Here is a 17261-nt window from a genome sequence, read left to right as displayed (position 1 = left end):
CCCGTGACTCGCTAGGAAACCCACAACATAGAAAACAAGGCACCGAAATGCGCACCTTAATAAGAACGGTGGAAATTGTGTCGGGTAGCAGCAAGAAGTTTAATTATATGTTTTAATCGCTGTGGATTATCTTATTTTATCAACAAAAAGTAAATCCCGATCTCGATCGATCTTTGAGATCAAAAAGACATGCTTATGATTTATAACAACTTTATTTATATTCTGTTTTCTCATTAATTTAGCATTAAACAGTATTAACATGGGGGTAATAAAGGCTTGATCTCTGCAAATCATCGCAATTCTCACATATCGAAATGAACAAATTGTGGATAAAGTACCCTCTTTAGGTGCGTTATTCACAATGCTAAGATGTCGAAATATACAAGCGATAAAAATTTCTACCCGGTTTGTTCACATTTTCTACGGAAAAAGTGGATTATCCATTGACAGCAGCCCCCGAGATCTCTAGAATTCAGCGTCCTTTTTCGATGGGCTTTTCTGGTGATGAACACCACATGACTCTGGTAACAGAGAAACGTGCATGCCAAAAACGCCTATGTTTAACTAAATATAAGTGAGACTTTGGTCATGAAAAGAACATTTCAACCGAGCAATTTGAAGCGTAAGCGTTCTCACGGTTTTCGTGCACGTATGGCGACCAAAAATGGTCGTAAAGTACTAGCAGCTCGCCGTGCAAAAGGCCGCGCTCGTCTTTCAGCTTAATTAGAAAGACGCTAAAGTGGGCGAGAATCATTTTTCGAGGGAGTTACGTCTGTTAACTCCCACCCACTTTACCTATGTGTTTGATAACGCAATTCCAGCAGTATCCCCTTCTTTTACTATCCTAGCTAGAACCAATTCCCGTAACAATCCACGTTTAGGCATAACACTAGCCAAAAAACGCATTCGCAAAGCCCACGACCGAAACAGGTTGAAACGCCTTATACGCGAAAGTTTTCGTCACAAGCAACATGATTTACCCAATGTGGACATCATCGTAATTGGCAAAACCGGCGCTGACAAACTCAGCAATCAGGAAGTATATGCGAATTTGGATAAGCTATGGAAAAGATTAACCAAGCGCTGCAACGCATCTTAATTGCGTTACCTCTGGTGCTGATAAAACTGTACCAGTGGTTTATCTCACCCGTGTTGGGGCAACGATGTCGCTTTCATCCATCATGTTCATGGTATGCTATCGAAGCATTAAAAACACACGGATTGGTAAAAGGCGGTTGGTTATCTATTAAACGCATATTAAAATGCCACCCTTTGCATGCCGGTGGATACGATCCAGTACCGGAAAAACAACAAGATAAACACTCAAAATAAAGAGACCTATATGGAATCGCAACGTAGTTTTCTGATAATTGGCTTGGCGTTTGTCAGCTTTATGCTTTGGCAACAATGGCAAGAAGATTATGGCCCACAGCCTGTACAACCTATTGAAGCTCAGCAAACCACGCCTGTTTCTCAAGGCGTACCTTCTTTTGATGACACTCAGTCGCAACAAGATGTACCCACGGGCAATAGCGTACCAGCTGCTGTGCCAAGTAATCAGGCTGCCAATACCAACCGTATTATCGAAGTAAAAACTGATACCCTCGATCTTCGCATAGATTTACTCGGCGGTGATGTCGTTAGTGCTGACCTGGTGAAATTCCCCGTTGAACAAGGTTCAGAAGAACCATACAGCTTATTGCGTTCTGGTAATGGCCTTTACGTCGCCCAAAGCGGATTAACTGGCCCACAGGGTCCAGATGGAAGCGCTAGCGGCCGTCCTGTCTACAGTGCGCAATCTGCATTCTACGAGATGAAAGGTGACACCCTTGAAGTTCCATTAACATGGAAAAACAATGATGGTCTAACCGTAACAAAAACCTTCACGTTCACGAAGAATCATTACGACGTAGATGTCAGCTATACAATAAATAACCAAACTGGCACGACAGCTAACGTTCAACAATATGGTCAGTTAAAGCAGGTTATTGATGCTGAAGACGATGGCAACATGTTTATGCCCACTTATCGTGGTGCCGCCTACTCAACGGAAGACGACAAATACAGCAAATACTCTTTTGACAAAATTGCCGATGACGATTTAAAAGAGACGACGCCAGCGGGTTGGGTAGGTATGTTAGAACACTACTTTGTGTCAGCATGGGTACCTTCACAGGACGAAGTGAATACGTTGTATTCTCGCAATCAAGCTGACCGTTATGCGGTTATTGGCGTACTCCCCCCTGCCGACAGTATTGCTGCAGGCGAAACCAAAACTATCGGTATGAAGCTGTACATGGGCCCGAAAGATCAAGAGAGCTTAGCTGAACTCGCCCGTGGTTTAGACCTTACCGTTGACTATGGTATTTTGTGGTGGATTTCACAGTCACTTTTCGCACTACTGACGTTCCTACACAGTTTAGTGAATAACTGGGGTATGGCCATTATTCTGATTACCGTTATTGTTAAAGGTGCCATGTACTGGCTTACCAAGAAACAATACGAGTCGATGGCTCGCATGCGTAACCTAGCCCCTAAAATGCAGCAGCTAAAAGATCGTTTTGGCGATGATAGACAAAAAATGTCACAAGCCATGATGGAGTTGTATCGCAAAGAAAAAGTTAACCCTATGGGTGGCTGTTTACCGCTGCTTCTACAGATGCCTATTTTCCTAGCACTTTATTGGGTGCTGATGGAAAGTGTAGAATTACGACACGCTGATTTTGTATTATGGATTACCGATTTGTCAGTGAAAGACCCGTACTTCGTACTGCCTATCCTGACCGGTTTGAGTATGTACCTACTACAGAAGCTACAGCCGACCACCATTACCGACCCTATGCAGCAAAAAATAATGCAATTTATGCCGGTAGCAATGAGTGTGTTCTTCTTGTGGTTCCCAGCGGGATTAGTACTTTACTGGCTAGTCAGTAACGTAATAACCTTGGTGCAAGCCAAAATGATATATGCTTCTATGGAGAAGCGGGGAATAAGTAGCAAATAAGCTATTAGCAATACTAAAAAACAGCCCGCCCTTGCGGGCTGTTTTGTCTAAAGAGGAAAAGTTAAATGCCTTCATTTGATATCGTGTCAGAAATTAATATGGAAGAAGTGAGAAACGCCACCGAAAACGCCAGTAGAGAGCTATCTACGCGTTTTGACTTTCGTGGTGTTGAAGCTAGCTTTGAATACAAAGAAAAAACCGTCGTCATGAAAGCTGAAGCCGAATTTCAGCTTCAGCAAATGGAAAGCATGTTTAGGAACGCCTGTGCTAAACGAGGCGTAGATACCTCAGCCATTGACGTGAAGCCCTATGATGCTCATGGTAAAACCTATCGCCAAACCATTGCGTTTAAAGAAGGCATTGAACAGCCAATGGCGAAGAAAATTGTAAAATTAGTGAAAGATGCGAAACTCAAAGTTCAAACCGCTATCCAAGGTGATGAACTAAGAATTACAGGGAAAAAGCGTGACGATTTGCAGCAAGTCATTAGCTTAGTTAAATCGTCTGATTTAGGACAACCGTTTCAATACAAAAACTTTCGTGATTAATTAATGGAAAACCTCACCCTATCAACCGATACCATCATTGCCCAGGCAACAGCTCCCGGTCGTGGTGGTGTGGGTATTGTTCGCGTTTCAGGGCCTCAGGCTCAGGTTATCGCCCAAGCACTCGTGCCAGTACCCTTAACACCTAGGTTAGCCACTTACACACGCTTTGAGGACGCAGAAGGGCATGTGATAGATCAGGGTATTGCTCTGTTCTTTAAAGGGCCGAATTCATTTACAGGTGAAGACGTACTAGAACTGCAAGGCCATGGCGGACAAGTGGTAATGGACATGTTGCTTGACGCCATTCTCGCCACAGGGAAAGCCCGACTCGCAAAGCCCGGAGAATTTAGTGAACAAGCATTTTTAAACGACAAATTAGACTTAGCACAAGCTGAAGCCATTGCCGACCTTATAGATGCCAGTTCACAACAGGCAGCGCGCAGTGCATTACGTTCATTACAAGGTGAGTTTTCTCAGCAAATCAATCATCTATCTAACCAAATTGTCCATTTACGTATGTATGTTGAAGCTGCCATTGATTTCCCTGAAGAAGAAATTGATTTTCTTTCTGATGGGAAAGTAGCGGGTGACTTAGATGCTATTTTGGAAAGCTTGAAAAAAGTCAGTGCAGAAGCGAAACAAGGTAGCCTGTTAAGAGAAGGCATGCAGGTGGTGATTGCAGGTCGTCCAAACGCCGGAAAATCTAGCTTATTAAACGCGCTTGCAGGGAAAGATAGCGCCATAGTGACTGATATTGCAGGTACCACACGGGATGTTTTAAAAGAACATATTCACATTCAAGGGATGCCCCTTCATATTATTGATACCGCAGGCCTACGAGAAAGTCCTGACAAAGTAGAGCAAATAGGTATTGAACGGGCATGGCAAGCAATAAAAGACGCTGACCATGTGTTATTCGTTATCGATTCCACCACTACCTCTAGCAGCGATCCTTATGATATATGGCCAGAGTTCATGGCCAAACTACCACAAGGTATGCCGGTTACCGTGATCCGAAATAAAGCTGATTTAAGCACCCTTAATGTGGGGCTAACTACCGTAACCACTGCCCACGGCGACGTGTCGGTGATAAATTTGTCAGCTAAACAAGGCGACGGTGTGGAAACGTTGAAAACCCATTTGGCTAATACCATGGGGTTTGACACCACCACAGAAGGCCAGTTTATCGCACGTCGACGTCATATCGATGCGTTAGCACAGGCCTATGAATATGTGGTCACCGGCCATCAACAGCTTAATGATGCCATGGCCGGGGAATTATTGGCGGAAGAACTAAGGCTTGCTCATCAAGCCTTGTGCGAAATTACCGGCGAATTCACCTCGGATGACCTTCTAGGTAAGATTTTTTCGTCATTTTGTATCGGTAAATAAACAATGACTAAACACTACGAAATAATTGTTGGCACTATGTTAGGTGCCGCTGAATATGTGGCAGATGCCATTGCAGCCTCGTTATCTGAAAAAGGTGCCACCACCACAATTCATACAGAACCCAAACTTGAAGATATTAATCAACAAGCCACATGGGTGGTATGCACTTCTACACATGGTGCGGGAGAACTACCAGACAATATTCAGGGGTTCGCGAAAGCATTAAACACGGCGGATTTACCCGGCACCCAGGTGGTCATAATTGGCCTTGGCGATACCAGCTACGATACCTTCTGTTACGGTGCCAAAGAAATTGAAACCAAGTTAGTCAATGCAGGCGCAACACTGCTTACCGCCCCTTTGCATATTGACGTCCTAGAGCACCCTATCCCTGAAGATGAAGCCGTGCATTGGTTTGAATCAAATGTGGACGTCGCATGAGCAATGGCTTAACCCAAGCAGAACTCGCTGCCCTATCGTCGCCCCTTGCAAACGATGCGCGAGTCCTCTACTTCTTGGGATTACGCCCCACGGCCAACTTAGCCACAACAGCCACAGCGCCTATTGATTACAAACCGTTATTAGCATTGCTAAATGGGGATAATAAAGAACAACCATATCAGCGGGGTCGTCAAATCAATAGCTTGCTAAAGCAACTAGAGCAAGCCGGACTTGTGGCACTTCCCAGCGAAATAGACTTAGCTCACTCAATTAACGGTAAATCTCTCCTCTTACCGCTTTTAACCGTATCCAATGACAGTTTTGATACTTTACACAAATCTCACTACGTCATGTCACCCTCATGGAAACCTAATTTGGCCTTGTTTGAAGAAATGGCAGGGTTAATAGGTATTATTGATGCTGAGTATAATGAAGAAGATGTAGGCGAGTTTATCGCCTACTGGTTAGGGCGTCCCAACGCACTATTTAGTGAGTTTCAATGGACACAAAAGTTTGCCTATACCATGAAACGAAAACGAGTCGCTTCTGGCTATGAGCCCACTCGAAAAATAGGCAGCCAACAAGTGAAAGTTGCGCCAGGCATAGAAGCGGATGATAATGCAAGAAAGCTGGTAGAAAAATACGCCACATCAACAAAGAAGAGTTGAGCTTATGGATCGCATTACAGATAAAATTGCCAATTTAGCAAAAGCATTGAATAAGCCGGTGGATCCCAACGGCGAATACATTGACTATAAGACCTTACGAAAGCATTACGAAACGCAAGCGAATCAAGAGGTTTCTCAACTACAGCAACGCAGTAAAAAAGCCCGTGTACAAGCCATTCACGGACGTTCAGATCTTAACCCTAAGTGGACGTTTGCGAATCTAGTAGAAGACAGCGACGACGTGATAGAAGCCGTTTCTATTGCCCAATCGTTTATAGCGGCACATGATGATCCTGCTTGGCGTCAAAGTGGTTCACACATGATGTTATTTTATGGTGATTATGGCCGAGGAAAGTCGCATATCGCTGGCGCAATTGCCCATCAACTCATCGAACAATACGAAATATCAGTGCTTTACAGGCAGCTATCTACGTTGTTGGAAATGCGCTATTTCTCTTACGATTTCAGTGCCACAGACAATGTAGGTCAGAAATTTAGAGAAGCAAACCAAGAACTATTAGAGGTAGATTTACTTATCCTCGATGAAGTATGCGTGAATGAAACCGTACTTAAAAAGAACACCCAAAGTTGGTTAGGCAACCTATTACGCCAGCGTTTGGTAAATAAAAAGAACTGTATCATCATCACAAATCACAGTTTAGCCGATCTCGAAAGCGCATTAGGCCGTTATTGTTTTGAATCGATCAAAGAATATGACACCTATAAAGTGCGATTTCAGGGCCCAAGCAGACGTGAAGGCTTGATCCAAGACGAAGCAGAAGCGCAAAATGTGACGCCGAGGTATCAACCTAATCAAGTTAGATGATTATAATAGTTATAATAAATCAATAAATACGACTAAAAAGACCCTAATCTCGGGTCTTTTTTATTATTAACTAAAATAATCACATCATTATTTGGAATTTAAACCTGATCACATTGTAGTGATCACGAGATCAGAACTAGAATTGTGGAAAGATCTCCTCCACAAGATGATCGCGCTATACCCCTTATATTTACTCGATCATAAGATCCAACAGTGAAAAGAACAAACATTTTATCCCCAGAACGATCACATCTTGATCAGCCCTGTGGATAGGATCCTACAAACCACTGTGTATAAGCTTTGATCGTGAAATGCATAACTTTATCCACAAAATCAATTGTGGATAAATAGGGGGTTTATGCACAGTATAAAGAGGGGGTTATGGATCTGTGTTTCCCAAGGTTATTGATCGTGTAACATCATGATCTAAAAATGCTTTAATGGCTTACCCACAGATCTTGGTGATCCTAATAAAAGTAAAAATAAACAGATCTAAAAGAGATCTTAAGATCATTAAAATCGATCGAGCCTAAATAAATAAACCCATTGAAGAAAATTTAACCATTTTCTTTAGGCAATAAGTCAGATAAAATACGCGCCCTTTTTTCAGGTATTGCTGAAAAAAATATCGTTTTTCAATTTTGGTTAACTGTGAGGTTTTACATGTTTTACACCCAAGCCTTTGATGTCATCGTAGTAGGTGGTGGTCATGCTGGCACAGAAGCAGCACTTGCTGCCGCACGTATGGGTTCACGTACCTTGCTGTTAACCCATAATATTGAGACCATTGGCCAAATGTCTTGCAACCCTGCAATTGGTGGTATTGGTAAAGGCCATTTGGTTAAAGAAATTGATGCCCTTGGCGGTGCCATGGCGTTAGCGATTGATGAAGGTGGTATTCAATTTAGGACGCTGAATTCGAGTAAAGGACCTGCAGTTAGAGCGACTCGTGCACAAGCTGACAGAACCCTATATCGCCAAGCGATCAGAAAAATAGTAGAAAGCCAAGAAAACCTAACCTTGTTTCAACAAAGTGTTGACGATCTCATTGTTGAAAACGATCAGGTAACGGGTGTAGTCACCCAAATGGGCTTAAAATTCAAAGCCAAGAGCGTTGTACTGACTGTTGGTACCTTTCTTGGAGGCACCATACACATTGGGTTAGAAAACTACCGAGGAGGCCGTGCAGGCGATCCTCCTTCCATTGCTCTGGCAGATCGCCTTCGCGCATTACCCTTTAGGGTTGATCGCTTGAAAACAGGTACCCCTCCCCGTTTAGATGCGCGCTCTCTTGATTTTACGCAAATGCAGCCTCAGCCGGGTGATAACCCTACACCTGTATTTTCGTTCATGGGTAACAGGGAAATGCATCCTACGCAAATTCCTTGCTACATCACCCACACCAATGAAAAAACCCATGATATTATTCGTGGTGGTTTAGATCGCTCTCCCATGTTTACTGGGGTTATTGAAGGTATTGGGCCACGTTATTGCCCAAGTATTGAAGACAAAATTACCCGTTTTGCGGATAAAAACTCGCATCAAATATTTGTCGAGCCAGAAGGATTAAACAGCATCGAAGTTTATCCTAATGGAATTTCAACCAGCTTACCGTTTGACGTTCAAGTTAATTTAGTTCGGTCAATCAAAGGTTTTGAAAATGCCCATATTGTCCGTCCTGGCTACGCTATAGAATATGACTTTTTCGACCCTCGAGACCTCAAGCAAACCTTAGAAACGAAGTTCATCAAAGGGTTGTTCTTTGCTGGCCAAATCAATGGAACCACTGGCTATGAAGAAGCTGGCGCGCAAGGTTTAGTGGCTGGCGCTAATGCGGCATTGCAAGTACAACAAAAAGATCCATTAATTTTGCGTCGTGATCAGGCGTACATGGGTGTGCTTATTGACGACCTTGCCACTATGGGAACAAAAGAGCCCTATCGCATGTTCACCAGTCGTGCTGAATATCGCTTACTGCTTCGTGAAGATAACGCAGATAGCCGATTAACGGCCCTCGGTCGCGAAATAGGGTTGGTTGATGATGATCGTTGGGCTAAGTTTAATCAAAAAATGGACGCCGTCGAAAGCGAACTTCAACGTTTACGTGGTCAATGGATCCATCCCGATCACACGGCTACACCTGAATTAAACACAAAACTGAAAAATCCTGTCAGTCGTGAACACTCTCTTGAAGAACTTATTCGTCGACCAGAAATGACCTATCGCCAGTTGATGGAAATTGAAAGTGTGGGTCCGGGGTTAAGCGATCCTATTGCTGCTGAGCAGGTCGAAATTCAAATTAAGTATGCAGGTTATATTGCTCGACAGATGGATGAGATTGCCAAAACGCAACGCCATGAAAACACCCTACTGCCAATTGATCTGGATTTTGGTAAAATATCTGGGCTGTCAAACGAAGTGGTAGCAAAATTAACCGAAGCGCGCCCTGAAACTATTGGCAAGGCCTCCCGTATATCGGGCATCACGCCGGCTGCTATCTCGTTGCTACTAGTTTATTTGAAAAAGCATGGCATGCTAAGAAAACAAGATAAGATCAGCGCGTAAGGTATTCACTCGCTTACCACGGCTTACCGTCTACAATAAGAGCCAACTTAATGAGCTTAAAGCAAGAATTACACGAAATATTGGCCTCGGGTATTGAGGCCCTTGCATTAGATATCGATAGTCATCAACAAGCACAACTCGTTGAATATGTGCTGTTGATGGATAAATGGAACAAAGCGTACAACCTTACTTCGGTAAGATGCCCCAAACAGATGATGGTGAAACATATTCTAGATTCGTTAGCCATTATGCCCCATTTGCCTGAATCGAATATTATTGATGTAGGAACGGGTCCAGGCTTACCGGGTATGCCCCTCGCTATCGCGTTTCCAGAAAAACAATTTACCTTGCTTGATAGTTTAGGTAAACGGGTACGCTTTATGACACAATGCGCACATTCGCTTAAATTGCAAAATGTCACGCCTCTTCAGAGTCGTGTTGAAGCGCACCAACCAATAAAACCTTACGATATTGTGCTTAGTCGCGCGTTTGCTTCTCTAAAAGATATGTTGCACTGGTGCGAACATCTGGTAGATTCAGAAGGGCTATTTTTGGCACTCAAAGGGCAATATCCGCAAGATGAAATTGAAGAAGTGAGTAATCACTACCAGGTGATTAGAACGGAAAATCTCACTGTGCCGAATTTGGTGGGCGAAAGACATCTGGTTTGGATTAAAAAAGCATAACAGGATTCATTTTGGCTAAGGTAATCGCAATCGCGAATCAAAAAGGTGGAGTGGGAAAAACAACCACTGCCGTCAACGTTGCTGCTTCAATGGCAGCAACAAAGCGCAAAGTACTGCTTATCGATTTAGATCCCCAAGGCAATGCTACCATGGGTAGTGGTGTAGATAAGTACGAGGTTGACGCTACCGCTTTTGAACTTCTCATCGAAGATAAACCCATTGATGAAGTCATCGTAAAAAATACCTCTGGCAAATATGATTTAATTGCCGCAAATGGTGATGTCACGGCGGCTGAAATCAAGTTGATGGAAATGTTTGCCCGAGAAGTGCGTTTACGCAACTCACTTAAACCTGTGATGGACTATTACGATTTCATTTTTATTGATTGCCCGCCGTCGTTAAATCAGTTAACGGTAAACGCCTTGGCCGCGGCAGATTCAGTGATGGTACCCATGCAATGTGAATACTATGCATTAGAAGGGTTAACTGCCCTAATGGATACCATTCAAAAATTAGCATCGGTGGTGAATCCTGAATTGAAGATTGAAGGCGTATTGCGTACTATGTACGACCCGCGAAATCGGCTGGCAAATGACGTTTCAGAACAGTTAAAACGTCACTTTGGTGAGCAGGTATATCGAACGGTTATTCCTAGAAATGTACGTTTAGCCGAAGCGCCGAGTTTCGGCACACCGGCCATGTATTACGATAAATCTTCCACGGGGGCTAAAGCCTATTTAGCACTGGCTGGTGAAATTCTACGCCGCCGAGACAAATTAGCGCCAGCGCAAGCGAAAGCAAGTTAAATCATAATAAGCTGAACGCATCGAAAGATGCCATTGAGGGGACTATGTCAGCACGTAAAAGAGGGCTAGGCCGTGGTTTGGACGCACTACTAGCTACCAGCCAATCATCGTCGCAAAAAGATAGGGAGTCGGCGTCGGTTGAAGCCACGCAAAGCGAATTAAGCAAAATTCCCATCGAATTTTTGGTGCCGGGTAAATACCAGCCTCGTAAAGACATGTCACCCGAGGCCCTCGAGGAATTAGCGTCATCCATTCGTGCACAAGGGGTGATTCAGCCCATAGTGGTAAGAAAAATTGATCAAAATCGCTATGAAATCATTGCCGGTGAACGTCGCTGGCGTGCGTCTCAATTGGCGCAACTTGATGAAGTTCCCTGTTTAGTTAAAGACGTGCCAGATGAGGCGGCGGTTGCCATTGCGTTAATTGAAAATATTCAACGGGAAGATCTAAACGCTATGGAAGAGGCGCAAGCCCTTGACCGATTGATGAACGAATTTGCGCTTACCCATCAAGAAGTGGCAGAAGCGGTAGGAAAATCTCGCACTACGGTCACTAATCTTCTACGTTTAAATAACCTAAATGACGACGTTAAGTTGTTAGTTGAACATGGTGATATTGAAATGGGACATGCACGTGCGTTGTTAGCACTTGATGGAGAGTCCCAATCGGAAGCTGCCCACGTGGTATCAGGAAAAGGGTTAACCGTTAGAGATACTGAAAAGTTAGTAAAAAAGTTGCTTGAGCCGGCAAAACCTAAACAAGAAAAGCAAACTGATCCCGATGTTCAAAAACTTATGACGCGACTTTCAGAAAATTTAGGCGCACCTGTGACTATCGACCACAATGCAAAAGGAAAAGGTAAGCTAGTCATTAGCTTTAGTGATTTGCAGCAATTAGATGGAATTTTATCTAAAATACAATAGGTTAACTTTAATGGCGTAAGGCTATATGTGCGCCCTTTTCGCGAACCCTCGGTAAATAGACCATCTCTTTGGATAGTCTCCTTTCCGGTTATAGCAATAGAATATTTTCAGAATAACTTTCAAAATGCGATGTACTGTTGAAAATTGCCGATAAAACAGTATACTTCTGACGCTTTTTGTTAGTCGTGAACACGCAGCGGAGAAAAGTGAATATTACACTAGCTGGACAAGGTAAAGCGTTAGCCAGAAGAGGCTTTATTGTTCAGGTTATTACTGCTGTCTGTCTCGTTGTGATTGTTGCGGTGATGTTCAACCGTCACTCGGCAATGTCGGCGGCGGCAGGTGCACTTATTAGCATACTGCCAACAAGCGTATTTTCGTGGTTCGCGTTTCGTTATTCGGGTGCAAGAAAGAATGCACTGGTAGCAAAAAGTTTTAGCCAGGGTTCTAAAATGAAACTGGCACTGACAATCATTTTATTTGTAGTGACATTTGCAGGCTTAAATGCCGCGCCGATAGAAGTATTTTTGGCCTATGTCGTTACAACCGCCAGTCATGGACTGGCCATGTTCCATTACGGCACTAAAAATAATGAAAACTAACAATGTGTCTTGCTGTGAATATGCACTGGAACCAGTCACCAATTTTTACACTTTACAACTTAGGTTAAACAATGGCATCTGAATACACTACCTCAGAATATATCAAGCACCACTTGACCAATGCCACTATGTGCTCAACTGACAACGGAATCGCGTTTAACAAAGCGTGTTCTGATGCTGGTTTTTGGGCATGGCATGTCGACACACTAGCCTGGTCTATCGGCCTTGGCATCTTGTTCCTCGTTATTTTTAGAAGCGTAGCTTCAAAAGCCACTACAGGCGTACCTGGTAAAATGCAGGCGTTTGTTGAATTGGTGGTGGAGTTCGTTGACGATAACGTGAAAAGCACATTCCACGGTAAAAGCACCCTGATTGCACCATTAGCACTGACCATCTTCGTATGGGTGTTGCTTATGAACTTAATGGACTTAGTGCCGGTTGATTTAATCCCTTGGGTATCTGGCCTTATCGGTCAAGCCGCCTTCGGTATGGATCCACACGACGTATACAATAAGGCCGTACCAACAACGGACCTTAACCTAACGTTCGCTCTGGCGGCCGGCGTGTTTATCCTTATTCTTTTCTATTCAATCAAAATGAAAGGGATTGGTGGTTTTGCTAAAGAACTTACCATGCAGCCTTTCGGCCACCCTATTTTCATTCCAGTGAACTTCATTCTGGAAACCGTTACCTTACTTGCACGTCCGCTTTCATTAGCACTGCGTTTGTTCGGTAACCTGTACGCCAGTGAGCTAATCTTTATCTTGATAGCTACCATTGGTTACTTCCAGCTTCCACTGCACTTTATGTGGGCTGTGTTCCATATTCTGGTACTTCCGCTACAGGCGTTTATTTTCATGATGCTAACCATCGTGTACTTAAGCTTGGCTTGCGAAGACCATTAATAAGCATTGACCCGTGTTGATATCACCTGGAAATGTCAGCACGGTTGATAACCGAGTTTTACTTTTAACATTAACTTTAAATTTAACTTAAATCGGAGACGTACATGTTATACATCGCTGTTGCACTACTGATCGGTCTTGGTGCCCTAGGTACCGCTATTGGTTTCGGTCTACTAGGTGGCAAATTCCTAGAATCTGCTGCTCGTCAACCTGAACTAGCACCTCAACTACAAGTTAAGATGTTCATCGTAGCGGGTCTTATCGACGCCATCGCGATGATCGGTGTTGGTATCGCTCTATACCTATTGTTCGCTGTTGGTGCCTAATATTACTAAACACTTTTTTAGCGAACTTTAAGAGGAGGGGCGATAGTGAATTTTAACGCCACTTTTATTGGTCAATTAATCGCCTTCGCTGTGTTCGTGGTGTTCTGCATGAAATATGTATGGCCACCGCTGATGGCAGCGATTGAAGAGCGTCAAAAGAAAATAGCCGATGGGCTAGAAGCTTCTGAACGCGCAGAGAAAGACCTAGAACTTGCTCAAGCGAAAGCCACTGAGCAATTGAAAGATGCGAAAGCGCAAGCAGCTGAAATTATCGAGCAGGCCAAAAAGCGCGCCAACCAATTGGTTGACGAAGAAACGCAGAAAGGTCACGCAGAACGCGAGAAAATTATCGCGTCTGGTTATGCCGAAATTGAAGCAGAACGCAATCGTGCCAAAGAAGATTTGCGCAAGCAGGTATCTGCCCTGGCAGTAGCTGGTGCACAACAAATCTTACAACGTGAAATCGATGCTAACGCGCAAAACGACATTGTTGAAAAACTTGTCGCAGAGCTTTAAAGGGGAGATGAGCCATGTCTGAATTGACAACCGTTGCTCGTCCTTACGCTAAAGCTGCTTTCGATTTCGCCATTGAGAAAGGCGTCGTAGCGAAATGGCAAGAAATGCTAACCTTCGCAGGCGCTGTTGCTGCAAACGACGAAATGCACGCGTTACTAACGGGTGCTGTTGCTGCAGACACACTTGCCGACATTTTTAATAATGTGTGCGGTGAGCAACTCGATGAACATGGTCAAAACCTAATTAAGGTGCTGGCTGAGAATAAACGTTTAGCCGCGTTACCGGAAATTTCAACAATGTTCGATGCCTTTAAAGCAGAGTACGATAAAGAAATTGACGTAGACGTAACGTCAGCATCTACGCTGACCGACGCACAACAATCAGACTTGATTGCGTCGTTGGAGAAACGTTTGGCACGTAAAGTGAAGCTTAATTGTAACGTGGACCCTGCCCTGATCGCTGGAATGGTAATAAACGCCGGTGATACAGTTATTGATGGTTCCGTAAAGTCGAAATTGAACCGTCTCGCAGACGCGTTGCAAGCATAACGGGGATAAGAGCATGCAACTTAATTCCACTGAAATTGCTGAACTGATCAAGAAAAGAATTGAACAGTTCAATGTAAGCAGTGAAGCACGCAATGAAGGTACTATCGTCGCAGTTACTGACGGTATTATCCGCATTCATGGCCTTGCCGATGTAATGCAAGGTGAAATGATAGAGCTTCCTGGAAGCCGTTACGCAATTGCACTAAACCTTGAGCGCGACTCAGTAGGTGCGGTTGTAATGGGTCCGTACGCGGATCTTAAAGAAGGCGATAAAGTACAATCTACTGGCCGTATTCTTGAAGTACCAGTAGGTAACGCACTTCTAGGACGTGTTGTAAATACACTGGGTGAGCCTATCGACGGCAAAGGTGCTATTGACGCTGCTGGTTTCGAACCAGTAGAAAAAATTGCACCTGGCGTAATTGAACGTCAGTCGGTAGACCAGCCTATTCAAACCGGTTATAAGTCTGTTGACGCCATGATCCCAGTGGGTCGTGGTCAGCGTGAACTTATCATCGGCGACCGCCAGTGTGGTAAGACAGCAATGGCTGTTGATGCAATCATCAACCAAAAAGGTACAGGCATTAAATGTGTGTACGTTGCGGTTGGTCAAAAAGCATCTACTATCGCTAACGTAGTACGTAAACTAGAAGAGCATGGTGCCCTAGACCACACTATCGTGGTTGCAGCATCTGCATCTGAGTCTGCTGCGCTTCAATACTTAGCGCCTTACTCTGGTTGTACTATGGGTGAATACTTCCGTGACCGCGGTGAAGACGCACTCATCGTATATGATGATTTGTCTAAGCAAGCTGTTGCTTACCGTCAAATCTCACTACTACTTAAGCGTCCTCCTGGTCGTGAAGCTTACCCTGGTGATGTTTTCTATCTTCACTCACGCCTACTAGAGCGTGCTGCACGTGTAAACGAGCAATACGTTGAGCGTTACACAGACGGCGAAGTGAAAGGTAAAACGGGTTCACTGACTGCGCTTCCAATTATTGAAACGCAAGCGGGCGACGTGTCAGCCTTCGTACCTACTAACGTAATCTCGATTACTGATGGTCAGATCTTCCTAGAAACTGACTTGTTTAATGCCGGTATCCGCCCTGCGGTTAACGCTGGTATCTCAGTATCTCGTGTTGGTGGTGCTGCGCAAACTAAGATCATCAAGAAGTTGGGTGGCGGTATTCGTCTAGCCCTAGCTCAGTATCGTGAACTTGCGGCGTTCTCGCAGTTCGCTTCTGACCTTGATGATGCAACTCGTGAGCAACTTGAACACGGTGAGCGCGTAACAGAGCTAATGAAGCAGAAGCAATATGCGCCACTTTCAATTGCTGATATGGGTGTTTCCCTGTTCGCGGTAGAAAAAGGTTTCCTTAAGGGTATCGAGCTTAACAAGATCCTAGATTTTGAAGCGGCGCTTCACTCTTATATGAACAGCGAACATGCTGACCTTATGAAGACTATCAACGAAACAGGTAACTACAACGACGAGATTGCCTCTAAGTTGAACGACGCTTTAACTAGTTTTAAAGCGACACAAACTTGGTAATCAATGGTGCTGGTGTTTAACCACCAGCGCATTCGTTGAGTAATCGGAGAGATAGTCATGGCCAGCGGTAAAGAAATAAAAGGTAAGATTGGGAGTATTAAAAATACTCAAAAAATTACCAGTGCGATGGAAATGGTTGCTGCGTCTAAAATGAAAAAGGCGCAGGAACGCATGGCCTCTGGTCGTCCATATGCACAAAATATGCTTAAAGTGATTGGTCACATTGCTAACGGTAACCTTGAATATCGCCATCCTTATTTGGAAGCGCGTGAAATCAAGCGTGTTGGTTACATTGTGATTTCCACTGACCGAGGCTTATGTGGTGGCTTGAACACCAACGAATTTAAGCTTGTCACTCAGGACGTGAAGAAATGGCGCGACCAGGGTGTAGAGGTGGATTTTGCTGCACTAGGCTCTAAAGCGTGCTCTTTCTTCAACCGTTTTGGCGGCACTTTGCTTGCTGCTGAATCTGGATTGGGTGATAAGCCGTCTGTGAGCGATGTAGTCGGTGTTGTACGCGTTATGCTTAAAGCGTACGACGAAGGTAAGATTGACCGAGTATTCTTGGTATTCAATGACTTCGTTAACACCATGACACAGAAGCCTGTGATCAATCAGTTATTGCCTTTGCCAAAGTCGGAAGACGAAGAATATCAACATCGTTGGGATTACATTTACGAGCCAGATCCAAAAGAAATTTTGGAAGCATTAATGGTACGTTACATTGAATCTCAGGTGTACCAAGGTGTTGTAGAAAACGCAGCGTCAGAACAAGCTGCGCGAATGGTTGCCATGAAGGCAGCAACCGACAATGCCGGCAACCTTATTGATGAGTTGCAATTGGTATATAACAAAGCGCGTCAAGCTGCAATCACACAAGAAATTAGTGAGATTGTTAGCGGTGCCGCAGCGGTGTAGGCAAAGGTTTAAAAGAGATAACGAGGACTAAT

20 protein-coding genes are annotated in these 17261 nt (G+C 44.1%); all 20 read left to right on the top strand.

Going from position 1 to position 17261, the window contains the following annotated elements:
* Positions 1-588 precede the first annotated feature (588 nt).
* The 20 genes from rpmH to atpG all read left to right on the top strand — a co-directional run bounded on the left by rpmH (position 589) and on the right by atpG (position 17229).
* The gene (rpmH, locus tag EP13_RS19185) at positions 589-723 is read left to right on the top strand and encodes a 50S ribosomal protein L34 (RefSeq protein ID WP_014290886.1); all 135 of its coding nucleotides are present in this window, start codon (positions 589-591) and stop codon (positions 721-723) included.
* 16 nt (positions 724-739) lie between these two features.
* Positions 740-1099 carry a ribonuclease P protein component gene (gene rnpA, locus EP13_RS19180; RefSeq protein WP_044449170.1) on the top strand — a complete coding sequence of 120 codons (360 nt, stop codon included), beginning with the start codon at positions 740-742 and terminating at the stop codon, positions 1097-1099.
* Positions 1084-1332: a membrane protein insertion efficiency factor YidD gene (gene yidD / locus EP13_RS18800; RefSeq protein ID WP_081869596.1), complete on the top strand. Its 249-nt coding sequence runs from the start codon at positions 1084-1086 to the stop codon at positions 1330-1332. Before rnpA ends, yidD begins: the two co-directional genes overlap by 16 nt.
* Positions 1333-1342: 10 nt before the next feature.
* Positions 1343-3004 (top strand): membrane protein insertase YidC, encoded by a 1662-nt coding sequence (gene yidC, locus EP13_RS18795; RefSeq protein WP_044058609.1) that lies wholly within the window; start codon positions 1343-1345, stop codon positions 3002-3004.
* A gap of 65 nt (positions 3005-3069) precedes the next feature.
* Positions 3070-3552: a YajQ family cyclic di-GMP-binding protein gene (locus EP13_RS18790; RefSeq protein ID WP_044058608.1), complete on the top strand. Its 483-nt coding sequence runs from the start codon at positions 3070-3072 to the stop codon at positions 3550-3552.
* Between the two features lie 3 nt (positions 3553-3555).
* Positions 3556-4944: a tRNA uridine-5-carboxymethylaminomethyl(34) synthesis GTPase MnmE gene (gene mnmE / locus EP13_RS18785; RefSeq protein ID WP_044058607.1), complete on the top strand. Its 1389-nt coding sequence runs from the start codon at positions 3556-3558 to the stop codon at positions 4942-4944.
* Between the two features lie 3 nt (positions 4945-4947).
* Entirely contained in the window at positions 4948-5385 is a 438-nt protein-coding gene (gene mioC, locus EP13_RS18780; protein ID WP_044058606.1) for an FMN-binding protein MioC, read from the top strand.
* Positions 5382-6053: a DnaT-like ssDNA-binding domain-containing protein gene (locus EP13_RS18775; protein ID WP_044058605.1), complete on the top strand. Its 672-nt coding sequence runs from the start codon at positions 5382-5384 to the stop codon at positions 6051-6053. Before mioC ends, EP13_RS18775 begins: the two co-directional genes overlap by 4 nt.
* Before the next feature lie 4 nt (positions 6054-6057).
* Positions 6058-6879 carry an ATP-binding protein gene (locus EP13_RS18770; protein ID WP_044058604.1) on the top strand — a complete coding sequence of 274 codons (822 nt, stop codon included), beginning with the start codon at positions 6058-6060 and terminating at the stop codon, positions 6877-6879.
* A gap of 663 nt (positions 6880-7542) precedes the next feature.
* Complete coding sequence (gene mnmG, locus EP13_RS18765) at positions 7543-9444, top strand: tRNA uridine-5-carboxymethylaminomethyl(34) synthesis enzyme MnmG (RefSeq protein WP_044058603.1); 1902 nt, start codon at positions 7543-7545, stop codon at positions 9442-9444.
* 50 nt (positions 9445-9494) lie between these two features.
* Positions 9495-10130, top strand: a complete 636-nt coding sequence (gene rsmG / locus EP13_RS18760) for a 16S rRNA (guanine(527)-N(7))-methyltransferase RsmG (RefSeq protein WP_044058602.1) — start codon at positions 9495-9497, stop codon at positions 10128-10130.
* Positions 10131-10141: 11 nt separating this feature from the next.
* Complete coding sequence (locus tag EP13_RS18755) at positions 10142-10936, top strand: ParA family protein (protein ID WP_044058601.1); 795 nt, start codon at positions 10142-10144, stop codon at positions 10934-10936.
* 44 nt (positions 10937-10980) lie between these two features.
* Positions 10981-11859, top strand: coding sequence for a ParB/RepB/Spo0J family partition protein (locus EP13_RS18750; protein WP_044058600.1), 879 nt, complete (start codon positions 10981-10983; stop codon positions 11857-11859).
* A 206-nt stretch (positions 11860-12065) separates the two neighbouring features.
* Complete coding sequence (locus EP13_RS18745; RefSeq protein WP_044058599.1) at positions 12066-12461, top strand: ATP synthase subunit I; 396 nt, start codon at positions 12066-12068, stop codon at positions 12459-12461.
* 71 nt (positions 12462-12532) lie between these two features.
* Entirely contained in the window at positions 12533-13366 is an 834-nt protein-coding gene (atpB, locus tag EP13_RS18740; protein WP_044058598.1) for a F0F1 ATP synthase subunit A, read from the top strand.
* A gap of 104 nt (positions 13367-13470) precedes the next feature.
* On the top strand, positions 13471-13692 hold the full coding sequence (gene atpE, locus EP13_RS18735; RefSeq protein WP_012520222.1) for a F0F1 ATP synthase subunit C: 222 nt from the start codon (positions 13471-13473) through the stop codon (positions 13690-13692).
* A 45-nt stretch (positions 13693-13737) separates the two neighbouring features.
* Positions 13738-14208: a F0F1 ATP synthase subunit B gene (gene atpF, locus EP13_RS18730; protein WP_014951452.1), complete on the top strand. Its 471-nt coding sequence runs from the start codon at positions 13738-13740 to the stop codon at positions 14206-14208.
* Between the two features lie 14 nt (positions 14209-14222).
* Positions 14223-14756, top strand: a complete 534-nt coding sequence (atpH, locus tag EP13_RS18725) for a F0F1 ATP synthase subunit delta (protein WP_044058597.1) — start codon at positions 14223-14225, stop codon at positions 14754-14756.
* A gap of 13 nt (positions 14757-14769) precedes the next feature.
* Entirely contained in the window at positions 14770-16311 is a 1542-nt protein-coding gene (atpA, locus tag EP13_RS18720; RefSeq protein WP_044058596.1) for a F0F1 ATP synthase subunit alpha, read from the top strand.
* Positions 16312-16368: 57 nt separating this feature from the next.
* Positions 16369-17229 (top strand): F0F1 ATP synthase subunit gamma, encoded by an 861-nt coding sequence (gene atpG / locus EP13_RS18715; protein WP_044058595.1) that lies wholly within the window; start codon positions 16369-16371, stop codon positions 17227-17229.
* Positions 17230-17261: the final 32 nt, after the last annotated feature.

The organism is Alteromonas australica (genome assembly GCF_000730385.1).
Lineage (GTDB): Bacteria > Pseudomonadota > Gammaproteobacteria > Enterobacterales > Alteromonadaceae > Alteromonas > Alteromonas australica.
This window is presented reverse-complemented; position numbering and strand designations above follow the sequence as displayed.

Excerpts from the sequence above, each read along its gene's own strand:
- EP13_RS18770 (WP_044058604.1), top strand. The coding sequence starts at position 6,058 with ATGGATCGCATTACAGATAAAATTGCCAATTTAGCAAAAGCATTGAAT.
- EP13_RS18775 (WP_044058605.1), top strand. The coding sequence starts at position 5,382 with ATGAGCAATGGCTTAACCCAAGCAGAACTCGCTGCCCTATCGTCGCCC.
- EP13_RS18790 (WP_044058608.1), top strand. The coding sequence starts at position 3,070 with ATGCCTTCATTTGATATCGTGTCAGAAATTAATATGGAAGAAGTGAGA.
- atpG (WP_044058595.1), top strand. The coding sequence starts at position 16,369 with ATGGCCAGCGGTAAAGAAATAAAAGGTAAGATTGGGAGTATTAAAAAT.
- atpA (WP_044058596.1), top strand. The coding sequence starts at position 14,770 with ATGCAACTTAATTCCACTGAAATTGCTGAACTGATCAAGAAAAGAATT.
- atpE (WP_012520222.1), top strand. The coding sequence starts at position 13,471 with ATGTTATACATCGCTGTTGCACTACTGATCGGTCTTGGTGCCCTAGGT.
- atpB (WP_044058598.1), top strand. The coding sequence starts at position 12,533 with ATGGCATCTGAATACACTACCTCAGAATATATCAAGCACCACTTGACC.
- EP13_RS18750 (WP_044058600.1), top strand. The coding sequence starts at position 10,981 with ATGTCAGCACGTAAAAGAGGGCTAGGCCGTGGTTTGGACGCACTACTA.
- atpH (WP_044058597.1), top strand. The coding sequence starts at position 14,223 with ATGTCTGAATTGACAACCGTTGCTCGTCCTTACGCTAAAGCTGCTTTC.
- mnmG (WP_044058603.1), top strand. The coding sequence starts at position 7,543 with ATGTTTTACACCCAAGCCTTTGATGTCATCGTAGTAGGTGGTGGTCAT.
- mioC (WP_044058606.1), top strand. The coding sequence starts at position 4,948 with ATGACTAAACACTACGAAATAATTGTTGGCACTATGTTAGGTGCCGCT.
- rsmG (WP_044058602.1), top strand. The coding sequence starts at position 9,495 with ATGAGCTTAAAGCAAGAATTACACGAAATATTGGCCTCGGGTATTGAG.
- mnmE (WP_044058607.1), top strand. The coding sequence starts at position 3,556 with ATGGAAAACCTCACCCTATCAACCGATACCATCATTGCCCAGGCAACA.
- yidC (WP_044058609.1), top strand. The coding sequence starts at position 1,343 with ATGGAATCGCAACGTAGTTTTCTGATAATTGGCTTGGCGTTTGTCAGC.
- rpmH (WP_014290886.1), top strand. The coding sequence starts at position 589 with ATGAAAAGAACATTTCAACCGAGCAATTTGAAGCGTAAGCGTTCTCAC.